Source organism: Micromonospora sp. CA-240977 (assembly GCF_050942285.1).
Taxonomy (GTDB): domain Bacteria; phylum Actinomycetota; class Actinomycetes; order Mycobacteriales; family Micromonosporaceae; genus Micromonospora.
This window is the reverse complement of record NZ_CP192055.1, coordinates 7,038,668-7,059,299: the sequence shown is the minus strand read 5'-3', so window position 1 is coordinate 7,059,299 and position 20,632 is coordinate 7,038,668. Positions and strand designations below refer to the sequence as shown.

The 20,632-nt window shown below is 73.0% G+C and carries 26 protein-coding genes; 18 read left to right on the top strand and 8 right to left on the bottom strand.

Annotation, left to right across the window (positions count from 1 at the left end):
• Window positions 1–161: 161 nt before the first annotated feature.
• The 18 genes from ACQPWW_RS32160 to ACQPWW_RS32075 all read left to right on the top strand — a co-directional run bounded on the left by ACQPWW_RS32160 (window position 162) and on the right by ACQPWW_RS32075 (window position 11,338).
• The gene (locus ACQPWW_RS32160; protein WP_433134706.1) at window positions 162–1,085 is read left to right on the top strand and encodes an ATP-binding cassette domain-containing protein; all 924 of its coding nucleotides are present in this window, start codon (window positions 162–164) and stop codon (window positions 1,083–1,085) included.
• Window positions 1,082–2,098 (top strand): ABC transporter permease subunit, encoded by a 1,017-nt coding sequence (locus ACQPWW_RS32155; protein ID WP_433127564.1) that lies wholly within the window; start codon window positions 1,082–1,084, stop codon window positions 2,096–2,098. The genes ACQPWW_RS32160 and ACQPWW_RS32155 overlap by 4 nt, the downstream gene beginning before the upstream one ends.
• 112 nt (window positions 2,099–2,210) lie before the next feature.
• Entirely contained in the window at window positions 2,211–2,615 is a 405-nt protein-coding gene (locus ACQPWW_RS32150; RefSeq protein ID WP_433127563.1) for a DUF3263 domain-containing protein, read from the top strand.
• 180 nt (window positions 2,616–2,795) lie between these two features.
• Window positions 2,796–3,443, top strand: coding sequence for a hypothetical protein (locus tag ACQPWW_RS32145; RefSeq protein WP_433127562.1), 648 nt, complete (start codon window positions 2,796–2,798; stop codon window positions 3,441–3,443).
• Window positions 3,440–3,835: a phage holin family protein gene (locus ACQPWW_RS32140; RefSeq protein ID WP_433127561.1), complete on the top strand. Its 396-nt coding sequence runs from the start codon at window positions 3,440–3,442 to the stop codon at window positions 3,833–3,835. Before ACQPWW_RS32145 ends, ACQPWW_RS32140 begins: the two co-directional genes overlap by 4 nt.
• A gap of 22 nt (window positions 3,836–3,857) precedes the next feature.
• Window positions 3,858–4,457 (top strand): DUF3618 domain-containing protein, encoded by a 600-nt coding sequence (locus ACQPWW_RS32135; protein WP_433127560.1) that lies wholly within the window; start codon window positions 3,858–3,860, stop codon window positions 4,455–4,457.
• Window positions 4,426–5,325, top strand: coding sequence for a hypothetical protein (locus tag ACQPWW_RS32130; RefSeq protein WP_433127559.1), 900 nt, complete (start codon window positions 4,426–4,428; stop codon window positions 5,323–5,325). The genes ACQPWW_RS32135 and ACQPWW_RS32130 overlap by 32 nt, the downstream gene beginning before the upstream one ends.
• Window positions 5,326–5,465: 140 nt before the next feature.
• Window positions 5,466–5,975, top strand: coding sequence for a GNAT family N-acetyltransferase (locus tag ACQPWW_RS32125; protein ID WP_433127558.1), 510 nt, complete (start codon window positions 5,466–5,468; stop codon window positions 5,973–5,975).
• Window positions 5,976–6,253: 278 nt separating this feature from the next.
• Entirely contained in the window at window positions 6,254–6,667 is a 414-nt protein-coding gene (locus ACQPWW_RS32120) for a hypothetical protein (RefSeq protein WP_433127557.1), read from the top strand.
• Window positions 6,668–6,669: 2 nt separating this feature from the next.
• Entirely contained in the window at window positions 6,670–7,872 is a 1,203-nt protein-coding gene (locus ACQPWW_RS32115) for an SRPBCC family protein (protein ID WP_433127556.1), read from the top strand.
• Window positions 7,869–8,219: a gas vesicle protein GvpJ gene (gene gvpJ, locus ACQPWW_RS32110; protein ID WP_433127555.1), complete on the top strand. Its 351-nt coding sequence runs from the start codon at window positions 7,869–7,871 to the stop codon at window positions 8,217–8,219. Before ACQPWW_RS32115 ends, gvpJ begins: the two co-directional genes overlap by 4 nt.
• 1 nt (window position 8,220) lies before the next feature.
• Window positions 8,221–8,976: a GvpL/GvpF family gas vesicle protein gene (locus ACQPWW_RS32105; protein WP_433127554.1), complete on the top strand. Its 756-nt coding sequence runs from the start codon at window positions 8,221–8,223 to the stop codon at window positions 8,974–8,976.
• A 3-nt stretch (window positions 8,977–8,979) separates the two neighbouring features.
• The gene (locus ACQPWW_RS32100; RefSeq protein ID WP_433127553.1) at window positions 8,980–9,297 is read left to right on the top strand and encodes a gas vesicle protein GvpG; all 318 of its coding nucleotides are present in this window, start codon (window positions 8,980–8,982) and stop codon (window positions 9,295–9,297) included.
• Window positions 9,269–9,595 carry a gas vesicle protein gene (locus ACQPWW_RS32095; RefSeq protein WP_433127552.1) on the top strand — a complete coding sequence of 109 codons (327 nt, stop codon included), beginning with the start codon at window positions 9,269–9,271 and terminating at the stop codon, window positions 9,593–9,595. The genes ACQPWW_RS32100 and ACQPWW_RS32095 overlap by 29 nt, the downstream gene beginning before the upstream one ends.
• Before the next feature lies 1 nt (window position 9,596).
• Window positions 9,597–9,968: a gas vesicle protein gene (locus ACQPWW_RS32090; protein ID WP_433127551.1), complete on the top strand. Its 372-nt coding sequence runs from the start codon at window positions 9,597–9,599 to the stop codon at window positions 9,966–9,968.
• Window positions 9,952–10,779 carry a GvpL/GvpF family gas vesicle protein gene (locus ACQPWW_RS32085; protein WP_433127550.1) on the top strand — a complete coding sequence of 276 codons (828 nt, stop codon included), beginning with the start codon at window positions 9,952–9,954 and terminating at the stop codon, window positions 10,777–10,779. The genes ACQPWW_RS32090 and ACQPWW_RS32085 overlap by 17 nt, the downstream gene beginning before the upstream one ends.
• Window positions 10,776–10,988 carry a gas vesicle protein gene (locus ACQPWW_RS32080; RefSeq protein WP_433127549.1) on the top strand — a complete coding sequence of 71 codons (213 nt, stop codon included), beginning with the start codon at window positions 10,776–10,778 and terminating at the stop codon, window positions 10,986–10,988. The genes ACQPWW_RS32085 and ACQPWW_RS32080 overlap by 4 nt, the downstream gene beginning before the upstream one ends.
• Window positions 10,985–11,338, top strand: a complete 354-nt coding sequence (locus tag ACQPWW_RS32075) for a gas vesicle protein K (RefSeq protein ID WP_433127548.1) — start codon at window positions 10,985–10,987, stop codon at window positions 11,336–11,338. Before ACQPWW_RS32080 ends, ACQPWW_RS32075 begins: the two co-directional genes overlap by 4 nt.
• Before the next feature lie 59 nt (window positions 11,339–11,397).
• Here ACQPWW_RS32075 and ACQPWW_RS32070 read toward each other — a convergent pair whose 3' ends face one another.
• From ACQPWW_RS32070 to ACQPWW_RS32035, 8 genes are all read right to left on the bottom strand, one after another.
• The gene (locus ACQPWW_RS32070; protein WP_433127547.1) at window positions 11,398–12,330 is read right to left on the bottom strand and encodes an SMP-30/gluconolactonase/LRE family protein; all 933 of its coding nucleotides are present in this window, start codon (window positions 12,328–12,330) and stop codon (window positions 11,398–11,400) included.
• A 92-nt stretch (window positions 12,331–12,422) separates the two neighbouring features.
• A complete protein-coding gene (locus tag ACQPWW_RS32065) occupies window positions 12,423–14,648 on the bottom strand; it encodes an AAA family ATPase (protein ID WP_433127546.1) in 2,226 nt (741 codons plus the stop codon).
• A gap of 36 nt (window positions 14,649–14,684) precedes the next feature.
• Complete coding sequence (locus ACQPWW_RS32060) at window positions 14,685–15,200, bottom strand: hypothetical protein (RefSeq protein ID WP_433127545.1); 516 nt, start codon at window positions 15,198–15,200, stop codon at window positions 14,685–14,687.
• A 37-nt stretch (window positions 15,201–15,237) separates the two neighbouring features.
• A complete protein-coding gene (locus ACQPWW_RS32055) occupies window positions 15,238–15,984 on the bottom strand; it encodes a GTP-binding protein (protein WP_433127544.1) in 747 nt (248 codons plus the stop codon).
• Complete coding sequence (locus ACQPWW_RS32050; RefSeq protein WP_433127543.1) at window positions 15,962–16,450, bottom strand: DUF742 domain-containing protein; 489 nt, start codon at window positions 16,448–16,450, stop codon at window positions 15,962–15,964. Before ACQPWW_RS32050 ends, ACQPWW_RS32055 begins: the two co-directional genes overlap by 23 nt.
• The gene (locus ACQPWW_RS32045) at window positions 16,447–16,920 is read right to left on the bottom strand and encodes a roadblock/LC7 domain-containing protein (protein ID WP_355027544.1); all 474 of its coding nucleotides are present in this window, start codon (window positions 16,918–16,920) and stop codon (window positions 16,447–16,449) included. The genes ACQPWW_RS32050 and ACQPWW_RS32045 overlap by 4 nt, the downstream gene beginning before the upstream one ends.
• Window positions 16,917–19,448, bottom strand: a complete 2,532-nt coding sequence (locus tag ACQPWW_RS32040) for a sensor histidine kinase (RefSeq protein ID WP_433127542.1) — start codon at window positions 19,446–19,448, stop codon at window positions 16,917–16,919. The genes ACQPWW_RS32045 and ACQPWW_RS32040 overlap by 4 nt, the downstream gene beginning before the upstream one ends.
• Window positions 19,435–20,613: a hypothetical protein gene (locus ACQPWW_RS32035; protein WP_433127541.1), complete on the bottom strand. Its 1,179-nt coding sequence runs from the start codon at window positions 20,611–20,613 to the stop codon at window positions 19,435–19,437. The genes ACQPWW_RS32040 and ACQPWW_RS32035 overlap by 14 nt, the downstream gene beginning before the upstream one ends.
• Between the last annotated feature and the right edge of the window lie 19 nt (window positions 20,614–20,632).

Sequence of the window (20,632 nt, the reverse complement as noted above, 5' to 3'; positions counted from 1 at the left end):
TACCGCGTATTGCGTGCGTCTGCATACCGCGTATGGTGTCGGCTGTCACGCCCACCCATTGGGGGAGGTGCAGCTTGCCAGCTGTCCTGGAGATCGAAGGTCTACGTAAGACGTACAAGAGTCGTCGACGCGGTGCCCGCAACGCGCTCGATGGCTTCGACATGCGGGTCGACGCGGGGCAGGTGCACGGCTTCCTGGGCCCCAACGGGTCCGGCAAGACCACCACGCTCCGTACCCTGCTTGGCCTGATCCGACCCGATGGCGGCCGGATGGTGCTGCTCGGGCACGAGGTCCCCGACGCGCTGCCCACTGTCGCCGGCCAGGTCGGCGCGATCGTGGAGAGCCCGCAGTTCTTCCCGCACTTCACGGCCCGGGACACGCTGTCCCTGCTGGCCGGGGCGGGCGAGGTGCCGGCCGTCCGGGTCGGCGAGGTGCTGGAACTCGTCGGGCTGCGCGACCGGGCCGACGAGCGGGTCAAGACGTACTCGTTGGGCATGAAGCAGCGCCTCGCCGTGGCCTCGGCCCTGCTGAAGAACCCGAAGCTGCTCATCCTCGACGAGCCGGCCAACGGCCTCGACCCGGGCGGCATCCGGGAGATGCGTTCGCTCATGCGCGATCTCGCGGAATCCGGGATGACGGTGCTGCTGTCCAGCCACATCCTCGGCGAGATCCAGTTGATCTGCGACTCGGTCACCATCATCTCGCTGGGCCGGCGGGTCGCGTTCGGCCCGGTCGACGAGGTGCTCGCGCAGCACTCGTCAGGTGCCGTCCGGGTCCGGCTGGAAGCGGTGAGCGACCTGCCGGCGGCCACCGAGGCGCTCACCAAGGCCGGGATCGGAGTCACCGGCCACAGCGACCACCTGATGTTGACAGGTGTCGACAAGCCGGCCTCCGTGACGCGCCTGCTCGCCGAGCACAACCTCTACGTCAGCGAGTTGGCGCCGATCGCCGTCGATCTGGAGAGCGTCTTCCTCGAACTGACGTCCACCGCGCCGGTCCCCGGTCAGCACCGGCAGGTCGACGAGTCCATGAAGGTCGGTGGCGCGGGTCAGCCCGGCACCACCGGGGGAGGGTGGGGCGCGTGAGCCTCTTTCGTACGGAGCTGCGCCGGCTCACCAAGCGGCGGTTCACCAGGTACATGACGCTGCTCGGCCTGCTGGTGCTGGCCGCGGTGGTCATCGGGGTGTTCTTCAGCAACCAGAAGCTCGACGCCGGGCAGTACGCGAAGGCCGAGCAGCAGGCCGAGCAGCAGTACCAGATGCAGGTGCGCGACACGGAGCAGCAGCGGGCCAACTGCGAGCGGGACAAGGCGGCCGGTACGCCGAGCGACGGCCGCTACCCCAGCGACTGCTCGGAGATGATGCCGGTGCCCCGGGAGGAGTTCCAGGCGCAGTGGTACCTGCCCTCGACGTTCGACTTCCGGGACACGTTCGACGAGACGCTGATCCCGTTCGCGGCGATCCTCGCCCTGGTCGGGTTCGTGGTCGGCGCGTCCTTCATCGGTGCCGAGTGGAGCACCGGCGGCATGATGAACCTGCTGCTCTGGCGGCCGAAGCGACTCACCGTACTGCTCACCAAGCTGGCCGCGCTGCTCACCGGCATGCTGGCGGTGACGCTGCCCGCCGCGGTGCTCTGGTTCGCCGGGTTCTGGGCCGTCGCCACATTCCGGGGCAGCACCGAGAAGATGACCTCCGGTGCCTGGCAGTCGTTCGTCCTGACCGGCGTGCGGGGGGTGGTGTTGGTGTTGGTGCTCACCACCATCGGCTTCGCCCTGGCGTCGCTGGGTCGGCACACCGCGATGGCCCTCGGTGGCGTGGTGGCGGTGATGGTGGTCGGCCAGTTCGGCCTGGGCATCCTGCTGGATATGGCGGGCGTGCGCTGGGCCGAGGCGTTCCTGCTGCCCACGTACATGCTGGCCTGGATGACCAAGACGATCACCCTGCAGGACTGGGACTCCTGCAACGCGACCTTCAGCGGATCGTGCGAACCGGAGACCCTGGACATCACCTGGCAGCAGTCCTCGGTGCTGCTCTCGGTCACGGTGGTGGTGATCCTCGGAGCGGCGCTCTGGGTGATGCGTCGCCGCGACATCTCCTGACCCGACCGGTACGACGCGGCGCGGTCGGCCCGGCCGTCGGGATTCCCCGACGGTGCGGGGCCGGCCGCGCCGGCTGGTGCGACCCGGGTCGTCCCTGGCTAGGCTGAGTGCCATGTCCGCCGACGCCACCCCGGCCGCTCCCGAGCCGTCCACCGACGCTCGTCCGGGTGACGCCGCGGGTGCTGGCGCGCCGACGGTCCCGACCCCGCGGCCGGTGCCGCCCATCGAGAGCACCGACGATCCCGAGCCGGACGACGGGGTCGAGGTTGCGCCCAGCGCGCCACCAGCTGGGCTTACCGAACGGGAACGCGCCATCCTCGCCTTCGAGCAGCAGTGGTGGCGGCACGCCGGCGCCAAGGAACAGGCCGTCCGGGACACCTTCGGGGTGTCGTCGACCCGGTACTACCAACTGCTCAACGGGCTGCTCGACAACCCGGCCGCGTTGGTCGCGGACCCCCTGCTGATCGGCCGGCTCCGCCGGCTGCGCTCGTCGCGCGCCCGCAACCGGCGTCGCTGACCGCCCTACCTCCTGCTGCGCCCCGGCGGCCGATTCCGCCGATTCCTCCCGTTGTCGCCTCCGCTGCCGGTCGTCGCACCCCTGGCCGGCCGGCACAACCGCATGCCGGCCGGCCAGGCGGGTAGGCGGGAGGCGTTCCGGGGCCGCCACGCGACCCTGGACTCAGGAAGGGAGCGGGGGATGACGACAACGAACCAGAGCGGATCGTCGAGCGGTAGAGCCCAACAGGCCCGGCAGGAGGCCTCCCGGGTCGGCCAGCAGGCCACCCAGGCCGGCGGTCAGGTCGCCCACGCCGCCGCTGAACAGGGTGGGCAGGTGGCCGCAGAGGCGCGGCGACAGGCCCGGCAGTTGACCGGCGAGGCCGGTGGGCAGCTACGTGACCAGGCGCAGCAGCAGCAGCAGCGGGCCGCCGGGGGTCTTCGCGACCTGGGTCAGAACCTCAGTTCGATGGCCGAGCGGGATGGCGATTCCGGACTGGCCGGTCAGGTGGTACGAAAGGCCGCCGACGCCGCCCAGCAGGCCGCCGGATGGCTCGACGAGCGCGAGCCCGGTGAGGTGCTCGACGAGGTACGCACGTACGCGCGACGCAACCCGGGGACGTTCCTCGCGGGCGCGGCGGTGGCCGGACTGCTTGTCGGGCGGCTCACCCGTGGCCTGACCGGGCAGGCGTCCGGTAACGGCGGAGGTGGGAACGCGTCCGGCGGGTCGTACCAACCGCAGGGCATGCCGGCGGAGCCTGATCAGCCGTACGCGGGTACGGCACGGGCGCGGAACGTCTCGCCGGCCAACCAGCCGTCGACCGACCTGCCAGGTGGGGTGGCCCCGTGAGCGCCCCGGAGAAGGAACGGACCCAGGCCTCGGTCGGCGAGTTGCTGGGCGACGTGACCCGGGACATGTCCACCCTTGTGCGTAAGGAGGTCGAGCTGGCCAAGGCCGAACTCCGCGAGGAGGTCAGCCAGGCCAGCAAGGCTGGCGGCATGTTCGGCGGCGCCGGGCTGGCCGGGTTCCTGGCGGTGCTCTTCGTGTCGTACGCCCTCTGGTGGGGGCTGTCCAACACGATGGACCAGGGGTGGGCGGCGCTGATCGTCGCGGTGATCTGGGCCGCCGTGGCCGGTGGTCTCTTCATCAACGCCCGGACCCAACTGAAGCGGGCACGTGCGGTGCTGCCCCGGACGAAGCAGACCGCCCGGGAGTTGCCCGACGCAATGCGGGGTCGGTGACGCAATCGGGAGGGAACAGATCATGTCCAGTGATCCGGATCAGATCCGGCGGGAGATCGAGACCACCCGCACCGAGTTGAGCAACGACGTCGACGCGCTGACCGACAAGGTCAACCCGCGTCGGATCGCCGGTGACCGTGCCGGGCAGGCCCGGGACACGTTCACCCGAGCGAAGGAGAAGATGATGGGCAGCTCGAGTCACCTGGGGCAGGAGGCCGGCCAGCGGATGACGCACGCGGCCGGCTCGGTCCGCGACGAGACCCGTTCGCTCGGGCAGCAGTCCCGCGAGCAGGCGCAGGGCAACCCGTTGGCCGCCGGTCTGGTCGCCTTCGGCGTCGGTCTGCTGGCCGCCTCGCTCATTCCGCCGAGCGGACGCGAGCGGCAACTCGCCGGACGAGCCCGCAACATGGTCAGTGAGCACTCCGGTCAGCTGCGTGAGCAGGCGAGCCAGATGGGCCACCAGGTGCAGGACAACCTGCGCGAGCCCGCGCAGCAGGCGGCACAGTCGGTGCGGTCCAGTGCCCAGCACGGGATGTCCGCGGTGAGCGACAAGGGCCGCTCGGCCGCCGGTCAGGTGCAGGGAGAGGCGCATGCGGCCGCCGACGACATTCGGCAGCGCTGATCCGGTCGGCGCGGCGGGGCCGGTGCCGGTGATGCGGGTACGCTCCGCGTCCGCACCGGCCCCGGGCCGGCCGGTCAACGAGGACCTGGTCTTCCGGTTCGGCCCGCTGGTCGGCGTGCTGGACGGCGCGACAGTGCCGGAGGGCTTCGACACCGGCTGCGTGCACGGGCCGGAGTGGTACGTCCGGCACCTCGCCGCCCGGATCGGTCTCGCGGAGGCGGTCCGCCCGGCGGCGCGGCTGACCAGCAACCTGGCGGCGGCCATCCTCGCGGTGCGTGCCGACCACGGCGGGCAGTGCGACCTCGACCATCCGGGCACCCCGTCCAGCACTGTCTGCCTGCTGCGGGACTGCGGTGACCAGGTGGACTACCTGGTGCTCTGCGACAGTCCGCTGGTCCTGGACGCGGGGGGTCAGGTCAGCGTGGTCACCGACAACCGGCTGGACGCGGCGATGGTCGAGTTGCGGGAGACGGTGGCCGTTCTGCCGGGCGGAGCGGCGGATCCGGTCACCCGGTTCCGGCACGCAGTGAGCGTCCAGCGGGAGCGGATGAACCGCACCCACGGCTACTGGGTGGCCGCCGCCGACCCGGACGCCGCCTTCCACGCGGTGACCGGGACGATGCCCCGGCGAGGTCCGGCGGCAATCCGCCGGGCGGCACTGCTCAGTGACGGCGCGTCCAGCGCGGTCGAGCAGTTCGCGCTCACCGACTGGGGCGGACTGCTGGACCTGTTGAGCGCCGACGGGCCGGGCGCGTTGCTCGACCGGGTCCGGGCCGCCGAGCGCGACCACCCCGACCGGTTGCGCCGGCACAAGCCCACGGACGACGCATCGGTGGTGTTCTGCGAGTTCGGGCCGCCGGCGGTTTGAGCCCCCTACACCCGGTCGGGTGACAACAGAGCGTGATGTGGAACACCCCGCCCGCCCGACCGGCCGGTACCGTCGTCCGGACCGCCAGTGGATGGCCAATGGGGTGGACTTCGGCCGTTGAGCGCGGCAGACTGCGGCACGTGGCGGGTGCGGTCCGGCTGGAGCCGGTGGACGAGCAGAACCTGGAGCCGTTGCTCTCCGTAGCGGCTGCCGAGGCGGAGCCCAGCGACGTCATGCCTCCGGTCGAGGCCCCCGCCGGCTGGTCGCTCGCCCGCCGGGAGGCCTTTCGGGAGTTCCATCGGGCCAGCTTCGGCGGACTGGACGGCCCGACCCGCTCGCAGATGTACGCGATCCTCGTCGGCGGCGAGGTGCTGGGCATGGTCCGGATGACGCGCTGTGACGAGCCCGGCACTGTGGAGACCGGCATGTGGCTCGGTCGCTCGGCCCGCGGGCAGGGGATCGGCGCTGCCGCCCTGCGGGAGTTGCTGAACGCCGCCGCTCGGGCGGGCATGCGGGCGGTGGTCGCCGAAACGACTCCGGACAACTTCGGCGCGGTCGCCGTATTGCAGAAGTGCGGCGCGAAATTGTACGAGGACGACGGAAAGGTGCGCGCCGAGATCTGTCTCGACTCGACACCGCCCGCCCTCTGAAAGGTGATTTGGGTTTTCGTTCCTTCTGGCATTCTCCCTGCTCATGACCGCACAAAAGTCCGGTCTGGGCCCTCACGCGCCGCATTTCCGGCTCGCCTCCGCGCGGCGGGAACGGGAATTGCCGTAGCGGTTTCGGAGTAACTCCGCCGGGTACTGCCGCCCGGGTCCGCAGATGCGGGACGCCTGATCGAAGGCCAGATTTGCGCTATTCCCCGGTAGCCCCTTCTTGGTTTCCACCGGCAGGCGTCCGGACCCCTCCGGGGAGTGAAGGAGACCTGATGAAGAACGGAACACGAGTCGGGCTGGCGGTGGGCTTCGGCTACCTGCTGGGCCGTCGCCGCAAGCTGCGTACCGCGCTCACTCTGGCCGCGGCGGTTGCGGCCGGCCGGGCCAGCCGGGATCCCGCCGGGCTCCTGAAGCGGGGCAGCGCGGTGCTTCAGTCGTCCCCCCAACTGAGCAACCTGAGCCGGCTCGGCGGGCCGTTGGTCAACGCCGGCCGGGCGGCCGCGACAGCGGCGGCCGGCAGCGGCGTCGACGCGGTCACCGGCCGCCTGCGCGGCTCCGCTGACGCCCTGCGTCGACGCTCCGGCGACCAGAGCGGTGACGACAACGGCAACTCCGCGACGAACGACCGGAGCGCGGCGAACGACGACCAGGACAGCACGGCAGCCGAGCAGCGGCGGGGGAGGTGACCATGGCGGGGAACACCAACCCGGGCGGCCTCGGCGACAAGCTCCGTGGCCAGTTGGCCGACGAGGTGCGCAACCTCGCCGGAGCGATCGGCGATCGTGCGGTGAGCGTGGTGACCGAGCGGATCACCGGCGCGACCGGCCGTCTCAGCGAGTACGCGCGCCAGGGCGGCGGTCCCGGCTTGATCGCCGCCGCCACCGGCGCGCAGAAGCTGGCTGAGGGCGGGTCGCCGGTGAAAGCGATGCTGCACGCCGGGGTGGCCGGCGGTAAGGAGAAGGTGATGTCGGCTCTCGGCCGCACAGGCGGCGGTAAGGGCGGCGGCAAGAAGAAGGTCACCAACATCGTCGAGACGATCGAGGTCGGCGTGCCGGTGCGGGCCGCGTACAACCAGTGGACCCAGTTCGGCGACTTCCCGAGCTTCATGAAAAAGGTCGAGAACGTCGACACCGACACGGACGAGAAGCTGACCTGGAAGGCGCAGGTCTTCTGGTCGCACCGGACGTGGGAGTCGACGATCGTCCGCCAGGTGCCGGACAAACTCATTCATTGGCGGTCAAAGGGCGAGAAGGGGTCGGTCGACGGCACCGTCAGCTTCCACGAGACCACACCGGATCTCACCCGCATCCTCGTGGTGCTGGAGTACCACCCGCAGGGCCTCTTCGAGCACACCGGCAACCTGTGGCGCGCCCAGGGCCGGCGGGTGCGGCTGGAGTTGAAGCACTTCGTCCGGCACGTGATGACCGAGGTCGCGCTCGACCCGGACCAGGTCGAGGGCTGGCGCGGCGAGATCCGCGACTCCCAGGTGGTCAAGGACCACGAGACCGGCCTGCGCGAGGAGCGGGAGCAGCGCGAGCGGGGGCAGGAGCAGCGCGGCGGCGCCCCGGCCGGCCCCGAGGACGACGAGTTCGCCGAGGAGGAGCCGGCCGAGAGGGAGGTGCCCCGCGGGCGACTGCGTCAGCGGCCGCAGCGGCGACCGGCCGAGCCGGAGTACGACGAGGAGTACGAGGCCTACGAGGACGGCTACGACGAGGGGTACGCGGACGAAGCCGACGAGGAGCCTCCGCCGCCGCCCCGACGTCGCGCTCCGGACCGTGCCCGCCGGCCCCAGCCACGAGAGGAGCCGCAGCGGCCCCGTCCGCCCGTCCGGCGTGCACCCGAGCCGCCGCGCCGCCCGGTGGTGCGCCGCCGCCGCGAGGGGGACGAGTGACGCTCGCCGCCGGTGAGCCCGCCGCCGGCGGAGCCCTGGAACGCGTGGGCTCCGCCGGCGGGCTCGCCGACGTGGTGGAGACGGTGCTCGACAAGGGCGTGGTGATCGACGCGCAGGTGACTGTCGGAGTAGTCGGCATCCCGCTCGTGGAGATCAACGCCCGGGTGGTGGTGGCGAGCATCGAGACGTACCTGCGGTTCGCCCAGGCGGTCGACCGGCTCGACCTCGGCCTCGACCCGGGCGAGGGGCTGGGTGGTGTTCTCGGTGACGTCACCGGCGCGGTCCGGGACGTCACCGGCAATGTGCGGGACGTCACCGGCAATGTGCGGGACCTCGGGAGGGGCTGACATGGCAGCGGAGACGGGACTGTTCCTCTACGGGCTGGTACCGGCGGACGTGGCGGCGACCCCGGACGCCGCCGGGGTCGGCGAGCCGCCCGGCGAGGTGACTGTGGTGCGGCACGGCGACCTCGGGGCCCTGGTCAGCGAGGTGCCGCTGGATGCGACGCTGGGCCGGTCGGCCGACCTGCGGGCGTACCAGGAACTGCTGGACGGGACAGCGGCCGTGGCGCCGGTGCTGCCGGTGCGGTTCGGCACCGTGGTCACCGGACCGGACGCGGTGCTCGACCTGCTGCGACCACACCACGACCGGTTCGCCGCCGCGCTCGCCGAGTTTGAGGGCAGGGTCCAGTACGTCGTGCAGGGCCGTTTCGAGGAGACCGAGCTGCTGCGCGCCATCCTCGCCGAGAACCCGGCCGCCGCCCGGCTCGCCGAGCAGGTGCGGGGCCGGGCCGAGGCGGCCAGCCGGGAGCCCCGGATCCGACTCGGGGAGCTGATCAGCCAGGCGGTGGAGCTGCGCCGCGAGGCGGAGAACCGGCGGCTGCTCGACACGACGGCCGAGTACGTCGTCGCCACGCGACTACGCCCACCCGGCCACGAGATGGACGCGGCCCACGTGGCCCTCCTGGTGGACACCGACCGGGAGGGTGCGCTAGTCGACGTGCTAGAGGAGTACGCGCAGGACCGCCGGGGTCTGCTGCGGATGCGGCTGCTCGGGCCGCTCGCCCCCTACGACTTCGTCGACGCGCACCAGTTGGCGGGCTGACCGGTGGACCTGCTCTGGGCGCTGCTGACCCTGCCGTACGCGCCGGTGCGCGGGCTGACCGCGGTGGTCGGCGTGGTGGCCCGGGAAGCGGAGGCGCGACAGCGGAACCCGGTGAACGTTCGGCGCGAGCTGGAGGCGTTGGACGCGGCGGCGGCGGCCGGTGAGCTGAGCGCCGAGGACCGTGACAGGGCCGAGCAACGTGTGCTGGATCGGCTCACCGTGGGCGTGAGCCGCGCCGCCGAGCGGCCACGTCCGCGCCGGCAGGGCCCGATCCGCGAGGAAGGAGTGCGCCGTGACCGACGACGACCGCGCCCCGCGTGACCCGACGGTGGACGGCTACTCCGACGTGGAGTACGTCGAGCCGGTGTCGGCGGCCGAGGCCGCCCGGGCGGGGCTGCGGCAGCTCGTCGAGTTGACCGGTCGCGAGCCCTCGGTCACCACGTCGCTGGAGGCCACCGAGGACGGCTGGCTGGTCGGGGTGGAGGTGGTCGAGGCGCACCGGATCCCCAACTCCATCGACCTGCTCGGCCTGTACGAGGTGGAGCTGGACGTCGAGGGGAACCTGCTCGGCTATCGGCGGGTGCGGCGCTACCAGCGCGGGAAGGGTGAGGTGGACTGAGATGACCGCTGCGCAGCCGCCGTCGGTGGTGCAGAACTCCGGCCAGGTCTTACCCGCCGGCCACGAGCCGGCGAACCTGGGCGACATCCTGGAACGGGTGCTCGACCGGGGCATCGTGATCGCCGGCGACATCCGGGTCAGCCTGCTCGACATCGAGCTGCTGACGTTGAAGCTGCGACTGGTCATCGCGTCGGTCGACACCGCACGCCAGATCGGCATCGACTGGTGGGAGCACGACCCGTGGCTCAGCTCGCGGGCCCGTCCGCCGGTCGAGCTGGGACCTCGTGACCCGGCGCGGGTCGAGGTGGAGCGGCGGTCCCCGGCACGACGTCGCGGCGCCGAACGGGAGGAGTGGGATGAGATCGACGGCTGAGGTGATCGCCGACCGGCCCGCCCCGGCCACCGGGGCCTGGCTGCACGGCGTGGTCCGGGACGTCGAGCCGGCGACGTTGGCGGCGATCGTCGGAATGGACGGCGCCCCGGTCCGTGCGGTGCCCACCGCCGGGCTGACCGCGGTGGTCAGCGCAGCACCGCTGGACGAGTACGGCGAAGAGTCGCTGCGCCGCAACCTGGAGGATCTGGTCTGGTTGGAGCGGGCGGCGCGGGCACACCACGCCGTGGTCGAGATGTTGGCACGCCAGGGGCCGGTGGTACCGGCCCGGCTCGCCACCGTGTACAGCGACGACAACGGGGTGGCCGGGTCTCTCGCCGCCCGGCGCGCCGATCTGGTCGCCGCGCTGGACCGGTTGACCGGCCGCGGCGAGTGGGGCGTCAAGGGTTACCTGGTCCCGGGTGCCGCCAGCGTGCACGCCGAGGCGGCGAGCGCCGGCGGGGTGGGGACGGCCTATCTCCGTCGCAGACGCGCCCAGCTGACCGCCCGGGAGGAACATCAGCAGGTGGCGAGCGCCGCCGCGGACGCGGTGCACGCCGCCCTCTGCGAGGTGGCGGTGCTGGGCTGCCGGCACGCCCCGCAGGACCGGCGGCTTTCGGGCGCGCCCACGCCGATGGTGCTCAACGGGGCGTACCTGGTCGATGTCTCGGCGCTGTCCCGCTTCACCGACCTGGTCGGATCGTTTGGTGACCGGCATCCGGGGATCCGGTTGGAGTTGACCGGCCCGTGGCCGGCGTACTCCTTCGTGGCGGACCGCCCGGATCCCGACGGCGCCGGCCGGGAGTCGCGGTGACCACCACCCTCGCGCCGAACAGCGCTGACGATCCGCTGGCCTACCGGCCGGTCGCCCTCGTCGACCTGCTCGACCGGGTGCTCGCCACCGGGGTGGTGATCAGTGGTGACATCACGCTGTCGATCGCCGAGGTGGACCTGGTCCGGATCTCGCTGCGGGCGTTGGTCGCCTCGGTCGGCGCGCTGGCGTCGCCGGAGGACACCGAATGATCCGGCGGGACGAGGCGGGGGAGCTGGCCGCCGCGCTGGGCGCCCAGTCGTGGCAGCCGCCCCGGGTCACGCCGCTTGATCGTCGGATCGAGGTGGACCGCGACTCGGTTGAGCGGGGCCTGGCCAGCCTGGTGCTCACCGTCGTCGAGTTGCTGCGGGAGCTGATGGAGCGGCAGGCCCTCCGCCGGATCGACCTCGGCGATCTCACCGAGGAGCAGGTCGAGCGCATCGGGGTGACGCTGATGGCGCTGGCGGAGCAGATGACGGGGTTGCGCGAGCACTTCGGCCTGGCCGTGGAGGACCTGAACCTGGATCTCGGCCCGCTCGGTCCGCTTCTCCCCACCGACTGAACCGTGCCCGGCCGGACGGTCGGCGGCAGCCCCGGCGGGGCCACCGCCGACCGGCTGGATCAGGCCGGCACCCGGACGATGTCGTAGTCGGTGGTCGGCGTCGACTCCACGTCGAACCGACCGTTCACCAGGTACAACGACGAGCCGAGCAGGTCACCGGTGGCCGGCGACCGCAGCTGCGGGCCGGTGATCTCCCGCTGCACCGCCCCGGCGGTGTAACCGGCGTTGAGCCGGACCACCGCGATGACGTTCGTCAGGTTCCGGATCACGTACAGGGTGCGACCGCGCAGCACCAGCCCGTCCGCCCGCTCCACCGAGTAGCCGCCGAGGTCGAAGACGCGGCTGCCTCCGGTGCGCGGGTCGACGCGGACGAGTTGGCCGGTCAGCATCTGCGCCACCAGCAGGTCGCCGTCCGGGAGCGCCACGATCCCGTTGTTGAACGCGTCCGGCGTCGCGCCCGGACCGGTGAGCGGCAGCACCCGGAAGGCGGTGGGGGCGGGCAGGCGGCCACCCGCGCCCAGCGGCACCACGTACAGCACCGGTCGGGTGGAGTCGGTGAAGTAGACCGCCCGCTCGGTGACCACCAGGTCGTTGACCAGGCTGTTGGGGTCGGTGGTGAACTGGTAGTGGGCCAGCCGGGCACCGGTGTTCGCGTCGTACACGCTGGCCCCGCCGCCGGCGAAGTCGGCGGTCCAGAGCCGGCCCTGCGGGTCGATCTTGATGCCCGCCTTGGTGGCGCCGGCTGTGCCCGGGATCAGCACCGAGCCGCGCCCGGTGCGGAGGTCACCCCGCCACACCGCACCGTCCAGGACGGACCCGACGTACACAGTGGTGCCCCGACCGATCGTCAACCCTTCCGGGGTGAAACCGTCGGGCAGGGCGATCCGGGCCGGGAACGGCTTCGTCGGATGGGCGGTCGCCGGCGCACCGACAGTGGCCAGGGTCGCCGCCGCGACCAGGGGGACGAGGAGGAGGGACAGCAGCTTGCGCAAGGAACACCGCCTGACGTTCAGGTGGAGGACTCCACAGAGGAATGTGACGCCCTTATAACAGCCTGGAGTCGCCAAAAGGTTGGTTGCGGCGCTCAGTCCCGCCGGGCGGCGTACGCGGCCAGCGCGGCGACCTGGGCCGGGTCCAGCGACGGGCGCACTCGGGCCCGTGCCGTCGCCACGTGGCCGGCGGTGACAGTGGCCGCGGCGAGCGACTCCCGCATCGCGGCAAGCGCCGCCTCCCGGACCAGCGCCGCGCAGTCCGCCGCGGAGAAGCCGGTCAGCTCCTCGCCGAGGGCCGCCAGGTCGACGTCCGGTGCCAGCGGCACCTGCCGGGACGCGGCTCGCAGGATCTCCGCGCGGGCCGGCCCGTTCGGCGGTGGCACGTAGACCAGCCGCTCCAACCGGCCCGGCCGCAGCAGGGCCGGGTCGACCAGGTCGGGCCGGTTTGTCGCACCGACCACCACCACGTTGCGCAACGTCTCCACCCCGTCCAGCTCGGTGAGCAGCGCGGCGACCACCCGGTCCGTGGTGCCCCCGTCGGTGGCCTGGCCGCGTACCGGCGCGAGGGCGTCCACCTCGTCCAGGAAGATCAGGGTGGGGGCCGCCTCCCGGGCCCGCCGGAACAGTTCGCGGACCGCGCGTTCGCTCTCGCCGACCCACTTGGAGAGCAGTTCGGCGCCCTTCACCGACAGCACGTTGGCCCGCCCCGAGCCGGCGAGCGCGGTGACCAGGTAGGTCTTACCGCAGCCCGGTGGGCCGTAGAGCAGCACACCGCGGGGCGGCTGCACCCCGAGCCGGGCGAACGTGTCCGGGTAGGTCAACGGCCACAGCACCGACTCGGTGAGCGTCTGCTTGACCTCGCCCAGGCCGCCGACGTCGTCGAGGGTCACCGAGGCCAGATCCAGGGTCGAGGCCGCCATCGTGGTCGGCCGGACCACCTCCCGGGCGGCGGTGAAGTCCGCCATCGACACCGTCGGTGTCTCGGCGGACTTCTGCCGCAGCGCGGCGCGTACCCCGGCCTCCCGCACCAGCGCCGCCAGGTCCGCCGCGACGAACCCGGGGGTACGCGCGGCCACGTCGTCCAACCGGACGTCGTCGGCCAGTGGCACCTGCCGGGTCAGCACGGTGAGCTGTTCGCGGCGTAACGCCTGGTCGGGAAGCGGAATGCTGATCCGCAGCGACAGCAGGTCGGGTGCGCGCAGCGCCGGGTCGACCGCCTCCGGTCGGCCGGTGGCGCAGACCACCGCGACACCGGCCCGAACGCACTCGGCGAGCATCTGGCGGAACACCGTCGCCACCGGGCCGGGTTGGTCCGCCGGTGCGAGCGCCTCGACGTCGCTGACCAGCAGCACCGCCGGCCCGCCGGCTCGGGCCGCCGTCGCCGCGGCCCGCAACCGGTCGGCGGCGGCCTGGTTGGTCGACGCGGCCACCTCGGGCGCCCACAGCGGGTGTACGCGGGCACCGACCCGGGCCGCGACGGCCCGGACCAGCGCCGACTTTCCGGAGCCGGCCGGGCCGACGAGCAACACCCCCAGCGAGATGGTGGTGCCCAGCCGGCCCAACACCTCCCGGTGGTGGAAGCCGAGGTCGAACAGTTCGGTCAACTCCTCGGCCTGGGTGCGCAGCCCGGGCAGCTCGTCCACGTCCGGTGTGTCGTCGGGCTGGTCCACCGCCGGGGCCGCGTCGGCCGTCCGGGTCGGCGGCGTCCGCCCGGCGTCGACCGGGGCGGGCCCGCCGTGGGTGGCCGGGCCGTGCTCCCACCCGATCACGGTGTCCATCGTGACGAGCGCGCCGGCGGCCGGCTCGACCGAGCGCACGGTGAGCAGGGTGCTGGTCCAGGCGAAACCGACAGTGTTGGCGAGGCTGCGTCGAGCCGCCTCGACCAGGCTGCGCACCGAGGCGTCCGGCAGCACGTCCTGTGGCAGCAGCGACACGTCGTCACCGGCGGTGAGCACCTTGCCCAGCAGGGCCAGCCGGAGCATCTCCGGGCTCACCGCCGCGACCACCTCCACCGGCCCGCTCAGGACGACCCGGTCCGCCGGCGTCAGCGGCACCGGGCTGACCCGCACCTGAGCGCCGTCGCGCACGCCCAGGTTGCCAAGGGTCAGGTCGTCGGCGTACAGCAGGGCGCTGCTCGCGCCCGGCGCGGCGGTCGCCACGATCCCCGCCGTCTCCCGGCGGCCGACAAGCCGGACCGGGTCGCCGGGCCGCAGCCCCAGCGCGGTCAGCGCCTCCGGGTGCAGCCGCACGATGCCCCGTCGGGCGTCCAACGCGGCCGGCCGAAGGCTCGCCGTCAGGGTCAGGTCGGGTTGCGCCACGGCCCGACCGTAGCCGCCGCCGGCCAGCCCCGCCGGTCAGCGGCGCGGATCCAACTCGTCGAGCAACGACGGGTCCCGCCTGATCAGCTCGGCCAGCCGGGCCGCCGGGTCCGGGGTCAACCCGTCCGGGCCGGGCGCCCACTCGGGCACCGTCCGGCCGGACAGCGGCCAGGCCGGCGGGGGTTCCACCGGCGCCGCCGGGGGCACCGGCCCGACCGTGACGTCCGGCCCGGCCCAGGAGATCCGCATGGGGTACGTCCGCCCCTCGTGCTGCACCTGCACTGTCACCGCCAGCCCGGGATGGCCGCCGACGACCTGACGGACCGCCTCGGCCACCTCCTCCACCGGACCCCACCCGGCCACGTCACCCGCTGAGTCCGCCCCCGCGTGCCGGGGATCGTGCCGTCCCGACCCGGCGTCGCGGACGTCGTCCGGGCCGGGCCCGGGACGGCCCGGCGGTGGCACGCTGTCGTCACGGTCGTTGGTCCGCCGGCGCCGCGCCTCCTCGCGCCGGGCCAGTCGGGCCAGCGTCTCGTCCAGGTCGCCCCTCACCAGATCACCTCTTCCCGCACGGCCGGAGCCGGTCGGCTCAGGCTTGCCTGTCCCGGGTCGCACGTTCCAGCGCACGGTCCAGAACGACAAGCAGGGCGTCCCGCACCGACAACCGGTCCCGGGCGTCGAACTGCACCAGGGGTACGTGGTCACCGATGGCCAGTGCCCACCGGATCTCACCGAGTTCCAGGGCCAGCCGCCCGTCGAAGGCGTTGACCCCGACCACGAACGGCAGCCCGGCCCGTTCGAAGAAGTCGATCGCCGGGAAGCAGTCGTCCAGCCGGGCGCTGTCCACCACGACCAGCGCGCCGAGCGCACCCCGGGCCAGGTCGTCCCACATGAAGCCGAACCGGGCCTGCCCCGGCGTGCCGAACAGGTAGAGCTTCAGGCTGCGGTCGATGGTCACGCAGCCGAAGTCCATCGCCACCGTCGTTGTGGTCTTTGTGGAACGGACACCCGGATCGTCCACGCCGATCCCGGCGCTTGTCATCTCGGCCTCGGTGGTCAGGGGAGCGATCTCGGAGATGGCGCCCACGGTGGTGGTCTTGCCCACCCCGAACCCACCGGCCACCAGGATCTTGACCGGGATCGGCGGTGTCGCCGGCTTGCCGACCGGCGGCGGTGACGTCCCCGCGCCGGACGGAGGCTGGTACGGCGGCGGCGGTGTGCCGGCACGTCCGACTGCCGGCCCGCCGCCCGGCACGGCGTAACGGGCTGCGGCGCTGTTTCCGGCGACCCCGCCGAGCGGGGCGACCGGCCATTCAGGAGATCGCACGAAGTCCATCAATCACTCGCAGGATGAGGTCGGGGTCGGCGGCGTCGTTGGTGTCGGAGACGTGCACGTCCAGATGGCCGGCCGCCCGCAGGTCACCGACCAGGACCCGCGTCACGCCGAGGTGCAACCGGGCGCGGGCCGAGATCTCGGCAACCGAGATCGGTTCTGCGCAGAGCGCGATGATCACCTGGGATTCCGGTGCCAGCAGGGCGCCGGGCGGGCCGGTCGACCAGCCGCCGTCCGTCCGGGCGGTCACCTGCGTCTCCAGCCCGATCGCCGGGTCGGCACCCGCCACCCGTCCGGAGGTGAGCACGAACGGACGGGGACCGGCCGGCCGGCCACCGCCCGGCTCGGGCTCCGGCAACGCCGCTGCCACCACCTCGCCGGCGTCGGTCGGGGCGGCCGAGCGCAGGTACGGGCGGATCCGGACCCTGGGTTCCGGGTCCGGGTCCTCACCGCCGACGTCGGAGGTCACTGCTGAACGGCGTTCTTCAACTCGACGATCAGCCGCGGGGTCAGGGCGCCACCGGCCCGCCCGGCGAAGAGCGTCATCTCGTACGCGACGGTGCCCAGGTTGGCTGACCGGTCGGCGACCACCCCGAGGACGGAACCGCTGCTGATCGCGCTGATCAGCAGGTAGCCGTCGGCCATGTCGACGATCACCCGGTTCAAACCACCGAGCGCGTACCAACTGGCCGCCCCGCCGGCGAGACTTGTCATCCCGGAGACCACCGCCGCCAGCCGCTCCGCGTTGGACCGGTCCTTGATCGCCGACATGGCCATCAGCAGGCCGTCCGACGAGACCGCGATCGCCTCCAGGACCCCGGCCGTGCCGGAGGTGAAGGAGTCCAGCAACCAGTTGAACGTACGGGCCTCCGGGCTGAGGTCCCCGCTGGCCCCGGACTGGCTCTGGTCGACGTTGTCGTGCAGGAAGGGACTGGTCACCGTGATGATCCTTCTTCGTTCCGGCGGTCTGGGCCGACTTCGCGGAGAGCGCGGGCGACGCCCTCCTCGAACTCGCTGATGCGCTTGCGGACCTCGGCCGGGTCACCGAGGTGGGTACTGGGTGGCTGACAGGCCGGGACGACTGTGAGGTTCGCCCCCGGCACCCGTCGGCTCAGTCGGGGCCGACCCGGGGTGGCGTCGGACGGGCCGGCGCCACCCGCCACCGTAGGGCCGACGCCTCCCGGTGTGCTCGGCAGGTCGACGGTGTTCAATTCGGCCCGGCGTACGCCGGCCTGAAACGCCTCGACCAGAGCCCGCGCGGCGGCGGGGTCCGCGCCGGTGGCGTCCACCGGCCGGGTTGGGGTGGCGGCGGCGTGCAGGCTGGCGCCGGGCACCCGCTGCCGGACCCGCGGCGTGCTCGGTGCGCCCGACGGTTCCGGCTCCTGGGGGGCGGGGGCGGGGACGGGCTGCGGCGGCTGGCCGGGGCCGAACGCGTTCCAGGACGGGCTGGCCTCCAGGCTGCGGGTGGCCCGGCTGAGCAGGTCCGAGTCGAAGCGGGCCGGCTCGGCGACGGCCGCCGTGATGGACCGCGCGGCGCGCTCGGAGGCGGCCGCCGTACGCCTGTCCCGTTCCGGCACCGCGGCCCGGGCGACGGTGCTCCCGGCCGGGTCGGCGCGGCGCAGCACGAGTGACGTCGACGGGATCTCCAGGTGTGCCGTCACCCCACCGCCGGCGGTGGCGGCAAGGCCCACCTCCCAGCCGTGGCGGCGGGCCAACCGGCCCACCACGAAGAGACCGAGCACCTCGGTCGGCGCCAGGTCGAGCCGTTCCCGGCGGGTGAACCGGGCGTTCTCCTCGGCCAGCCGTTGCTCGCCCATGCCGATGCCGTGGTCCACGACGGTGATCCGCGCGCCGAGGCCGGACGTCTCGGCGGCCACCAGCACCCGGGTGTGCGGCGGGGAGAAGGCGGTGGCGTTCTCCATGAGTTCGGCCAGCGCCAGGATGAGGTCACCGACCACCGCCGGAGCAGCCGAGATGCCCGTCGGCACCCGCACCTCCACCCGGGTGTAGTCCTCGATCTCGCCGAGCGCCAACCGGACCACGTCGGCCAGCGGCACCGGCGCGGTGTGGGCGTCGGCGCCGGCCGAACCGGAGAGCACCACCAGGCTGCCGGCGTTGCGGCGCAACCGGCTGGAAATGTGGTCGAGCCGGTACAGGTGCTCCAGTCGGCCCGGGTCGGCCTCCTGCTGCTCCAGCCGGTCGATCAGCGCGATCTGCCGGCCCACCAGGTTCTGGGTGCGCCGCCCGACGTGGCCGAACATCTGCGCCACGTTGCGTCGGCCGGCTACCTGTCGCTCGACCAGCCGCGCGGCGGTGTTCTGCACCCGGTCGAAGGCCCGCGCCAGGTCGCCGATCTCGTCGTTGGCCCGGATGTCCACCGGCTCCAGCCGGACCGGCTGGGGGCTCTCCCCCTCGTCGTCGGTGACCCGCACCAGCTCCGCCTCGGCGACCCGGGCGACCCGGTCGGCCGAGCGGGTGAGCCGGGTCAGCGGTCGGGCAACCGTCCGCGCCACCACCACGCTGAGCAGCACCACCAGCGTCAGGATCAACACCGCCACGGCACCGACCAGGTACGCGGCCGTCAGCGCGCGCCGCTGCTCGGCGGTCACCTCGGTGAGCACGTCGGCGACCAGCTTCTTCTCGACGAACTGACCGAGCCGGATCATCGTGCGGACGGCTGGGAAGAGCGCCTCGATCGACACGTCGCGGACCGCGGCCGCCGGATCGCGGGCGCTTCTGACCAGGAAGTTGGGGCGGGTACGCGCTTCCACGGCAGCGTCGTTGAGCTGGGCCACCTTGAGCTGTTCGGGCGTGATCAGGCTGCGGTAGCGCGAGTTGTCGACCATGACAGCGGCGATGCACGCCACGTACGCGGCGGTGGTGTCCGAGGTGCCGATCGCCTTGACCAGCAGGCTCAGGGTGGCGCAGGCGGCGAGGCCCTCGTCGGCGCGGAGCAGCCCGTCGAGGGCGAGCACCTGCCGGCCCGCCAACGTGTCGGTGTCCACCCCGACCATCAGCCGCAGTGACTCGATGATCCCCTTGTTGACCGGGTCGAACGCGTCCATCACCTGACCCGGGTTGGCGGTCCTGGCCAGGACGGCCGTGCGCAGGTCGATGAGGCTGGTCACGCCGTCGAGGGCGCCGTCGACCTGGTCGGTCAGCGCGTCGCTCCGCGCCGCCCGCAGGTCGGCCACCCGGTCGTCGACGTCTGCGGACTTGCGGACCACCTCGCTGCGCTCGACCTGGCCGAGCAGGAAACCGACAGAGAGGATGCGTTCCTGCTGGAGGTCCTGGACCAGGCTGCCGACCCGGCTGGCGAGCCGTACCCGCTCGGCGGTGTCGCTGGCCCGCTGCGCCGCGGCCACCCGGTCGAGCATCACGGGCACGGCCAGGCCGACCATGCTGAGCAGTGGGATCACCACGAGCAGCGCGAGCTTGCCGCGGATCCGGAGCCTACCGAGCAGCATCGAAGGCCCCCCACTGCGCGGGCTCCGGATCGCGGGTCGCGCCGGCCGGTTGCAGCCCGCGCGGGTCGCTGGGCACCGGTTGCCACGAGTCCGCCGGCGACGGGGCGTCGGCGCTCTCCGCGTGGGTCGCGGCCAGGGCCGCCCGGCGTCGCGCCCGGCCAGCGGCGGCGATCTGCAGCGCGGCGAGCCAGCTCAGCAGGAGCCCGGCGAGCACGCCCGCTGCGCCGATCAGCCAGCGGTCCCGGTTGAACCCGTCGATGCGCTCGACGAGCAGGGCGTCCAGCTCGGCGAGGATGACCGGTTGAAGTTGGCGGGCGGCGCGCTGCGTGTTGAGCCCGGCGGCGCTCAACTGACCGGGGTCCACCACGCTGGTGGCCTTGGGCGGGGTGGAGTAGGCCGCCAGCGCCTCCACCGAGCGCTGGTAGGTGTCCAGCGGGGTCAGCACGTTGGCGCCGAGATCGGTGCTCTCCGAACCGTCCACGGCGGAGCGCAGGTTGTCGACGAGGTCACTGGCTGGCGCTAGGGCGGCCACCCGCAGACCGGTCAGCTCCATCAGGCCGCGTGGTTGCTCGGCGGCTGGCCGGCGGGAGACCAGTGTGCCCAGATCGGCGAGCCGGCCGGCGGCCACCACCGCCTCGGGCAGTTCCTGGCCGGCGCTGTCCTGGAGGAAGAAGGAGTCAGCGACGGGATCGCGGACCAGCCCGGAACTCTCCCGGACCTTGCGGTGCAGTGCCAGCAGCAGGTCCGAGACCTCGCCGTACGCCGTGAAGGCGGACTCCGGGTCGGCGGGGCTGCGGCCGCGCAGCGCCTCCAGCTTGGCGCGGACCCCGGCCCAGCGTTCCTGGCTGAGGAGCTCGGCGCCGATGCGGGCGTCCACCGCCGCGGCCTCCTCGACCGCCCGGTTCAGCGCATCGCCGGACACGGGTCGATTGCTCACCGCGGCGGACTGGGCCTCCACGAGGGCGTCGGTGACCGAGCCCAGGGCGGTGAGGTACTGCACGCCGAGTCGCTCCCGGACGGCCAGGTCCCGGTCGTCGGTGGTCTGCCGCCAGGCGGACGTGACGAGCAGACCCACCGGTGCCAGTAGTGCCCCGATGAGCACCAGCGGCAGCAGTCGGCCCAGGGTGGACGGACGTCGACGGGCCCGCGGCGCGGGGACTGTCATGGTTGTGTCTCCTCCGGCA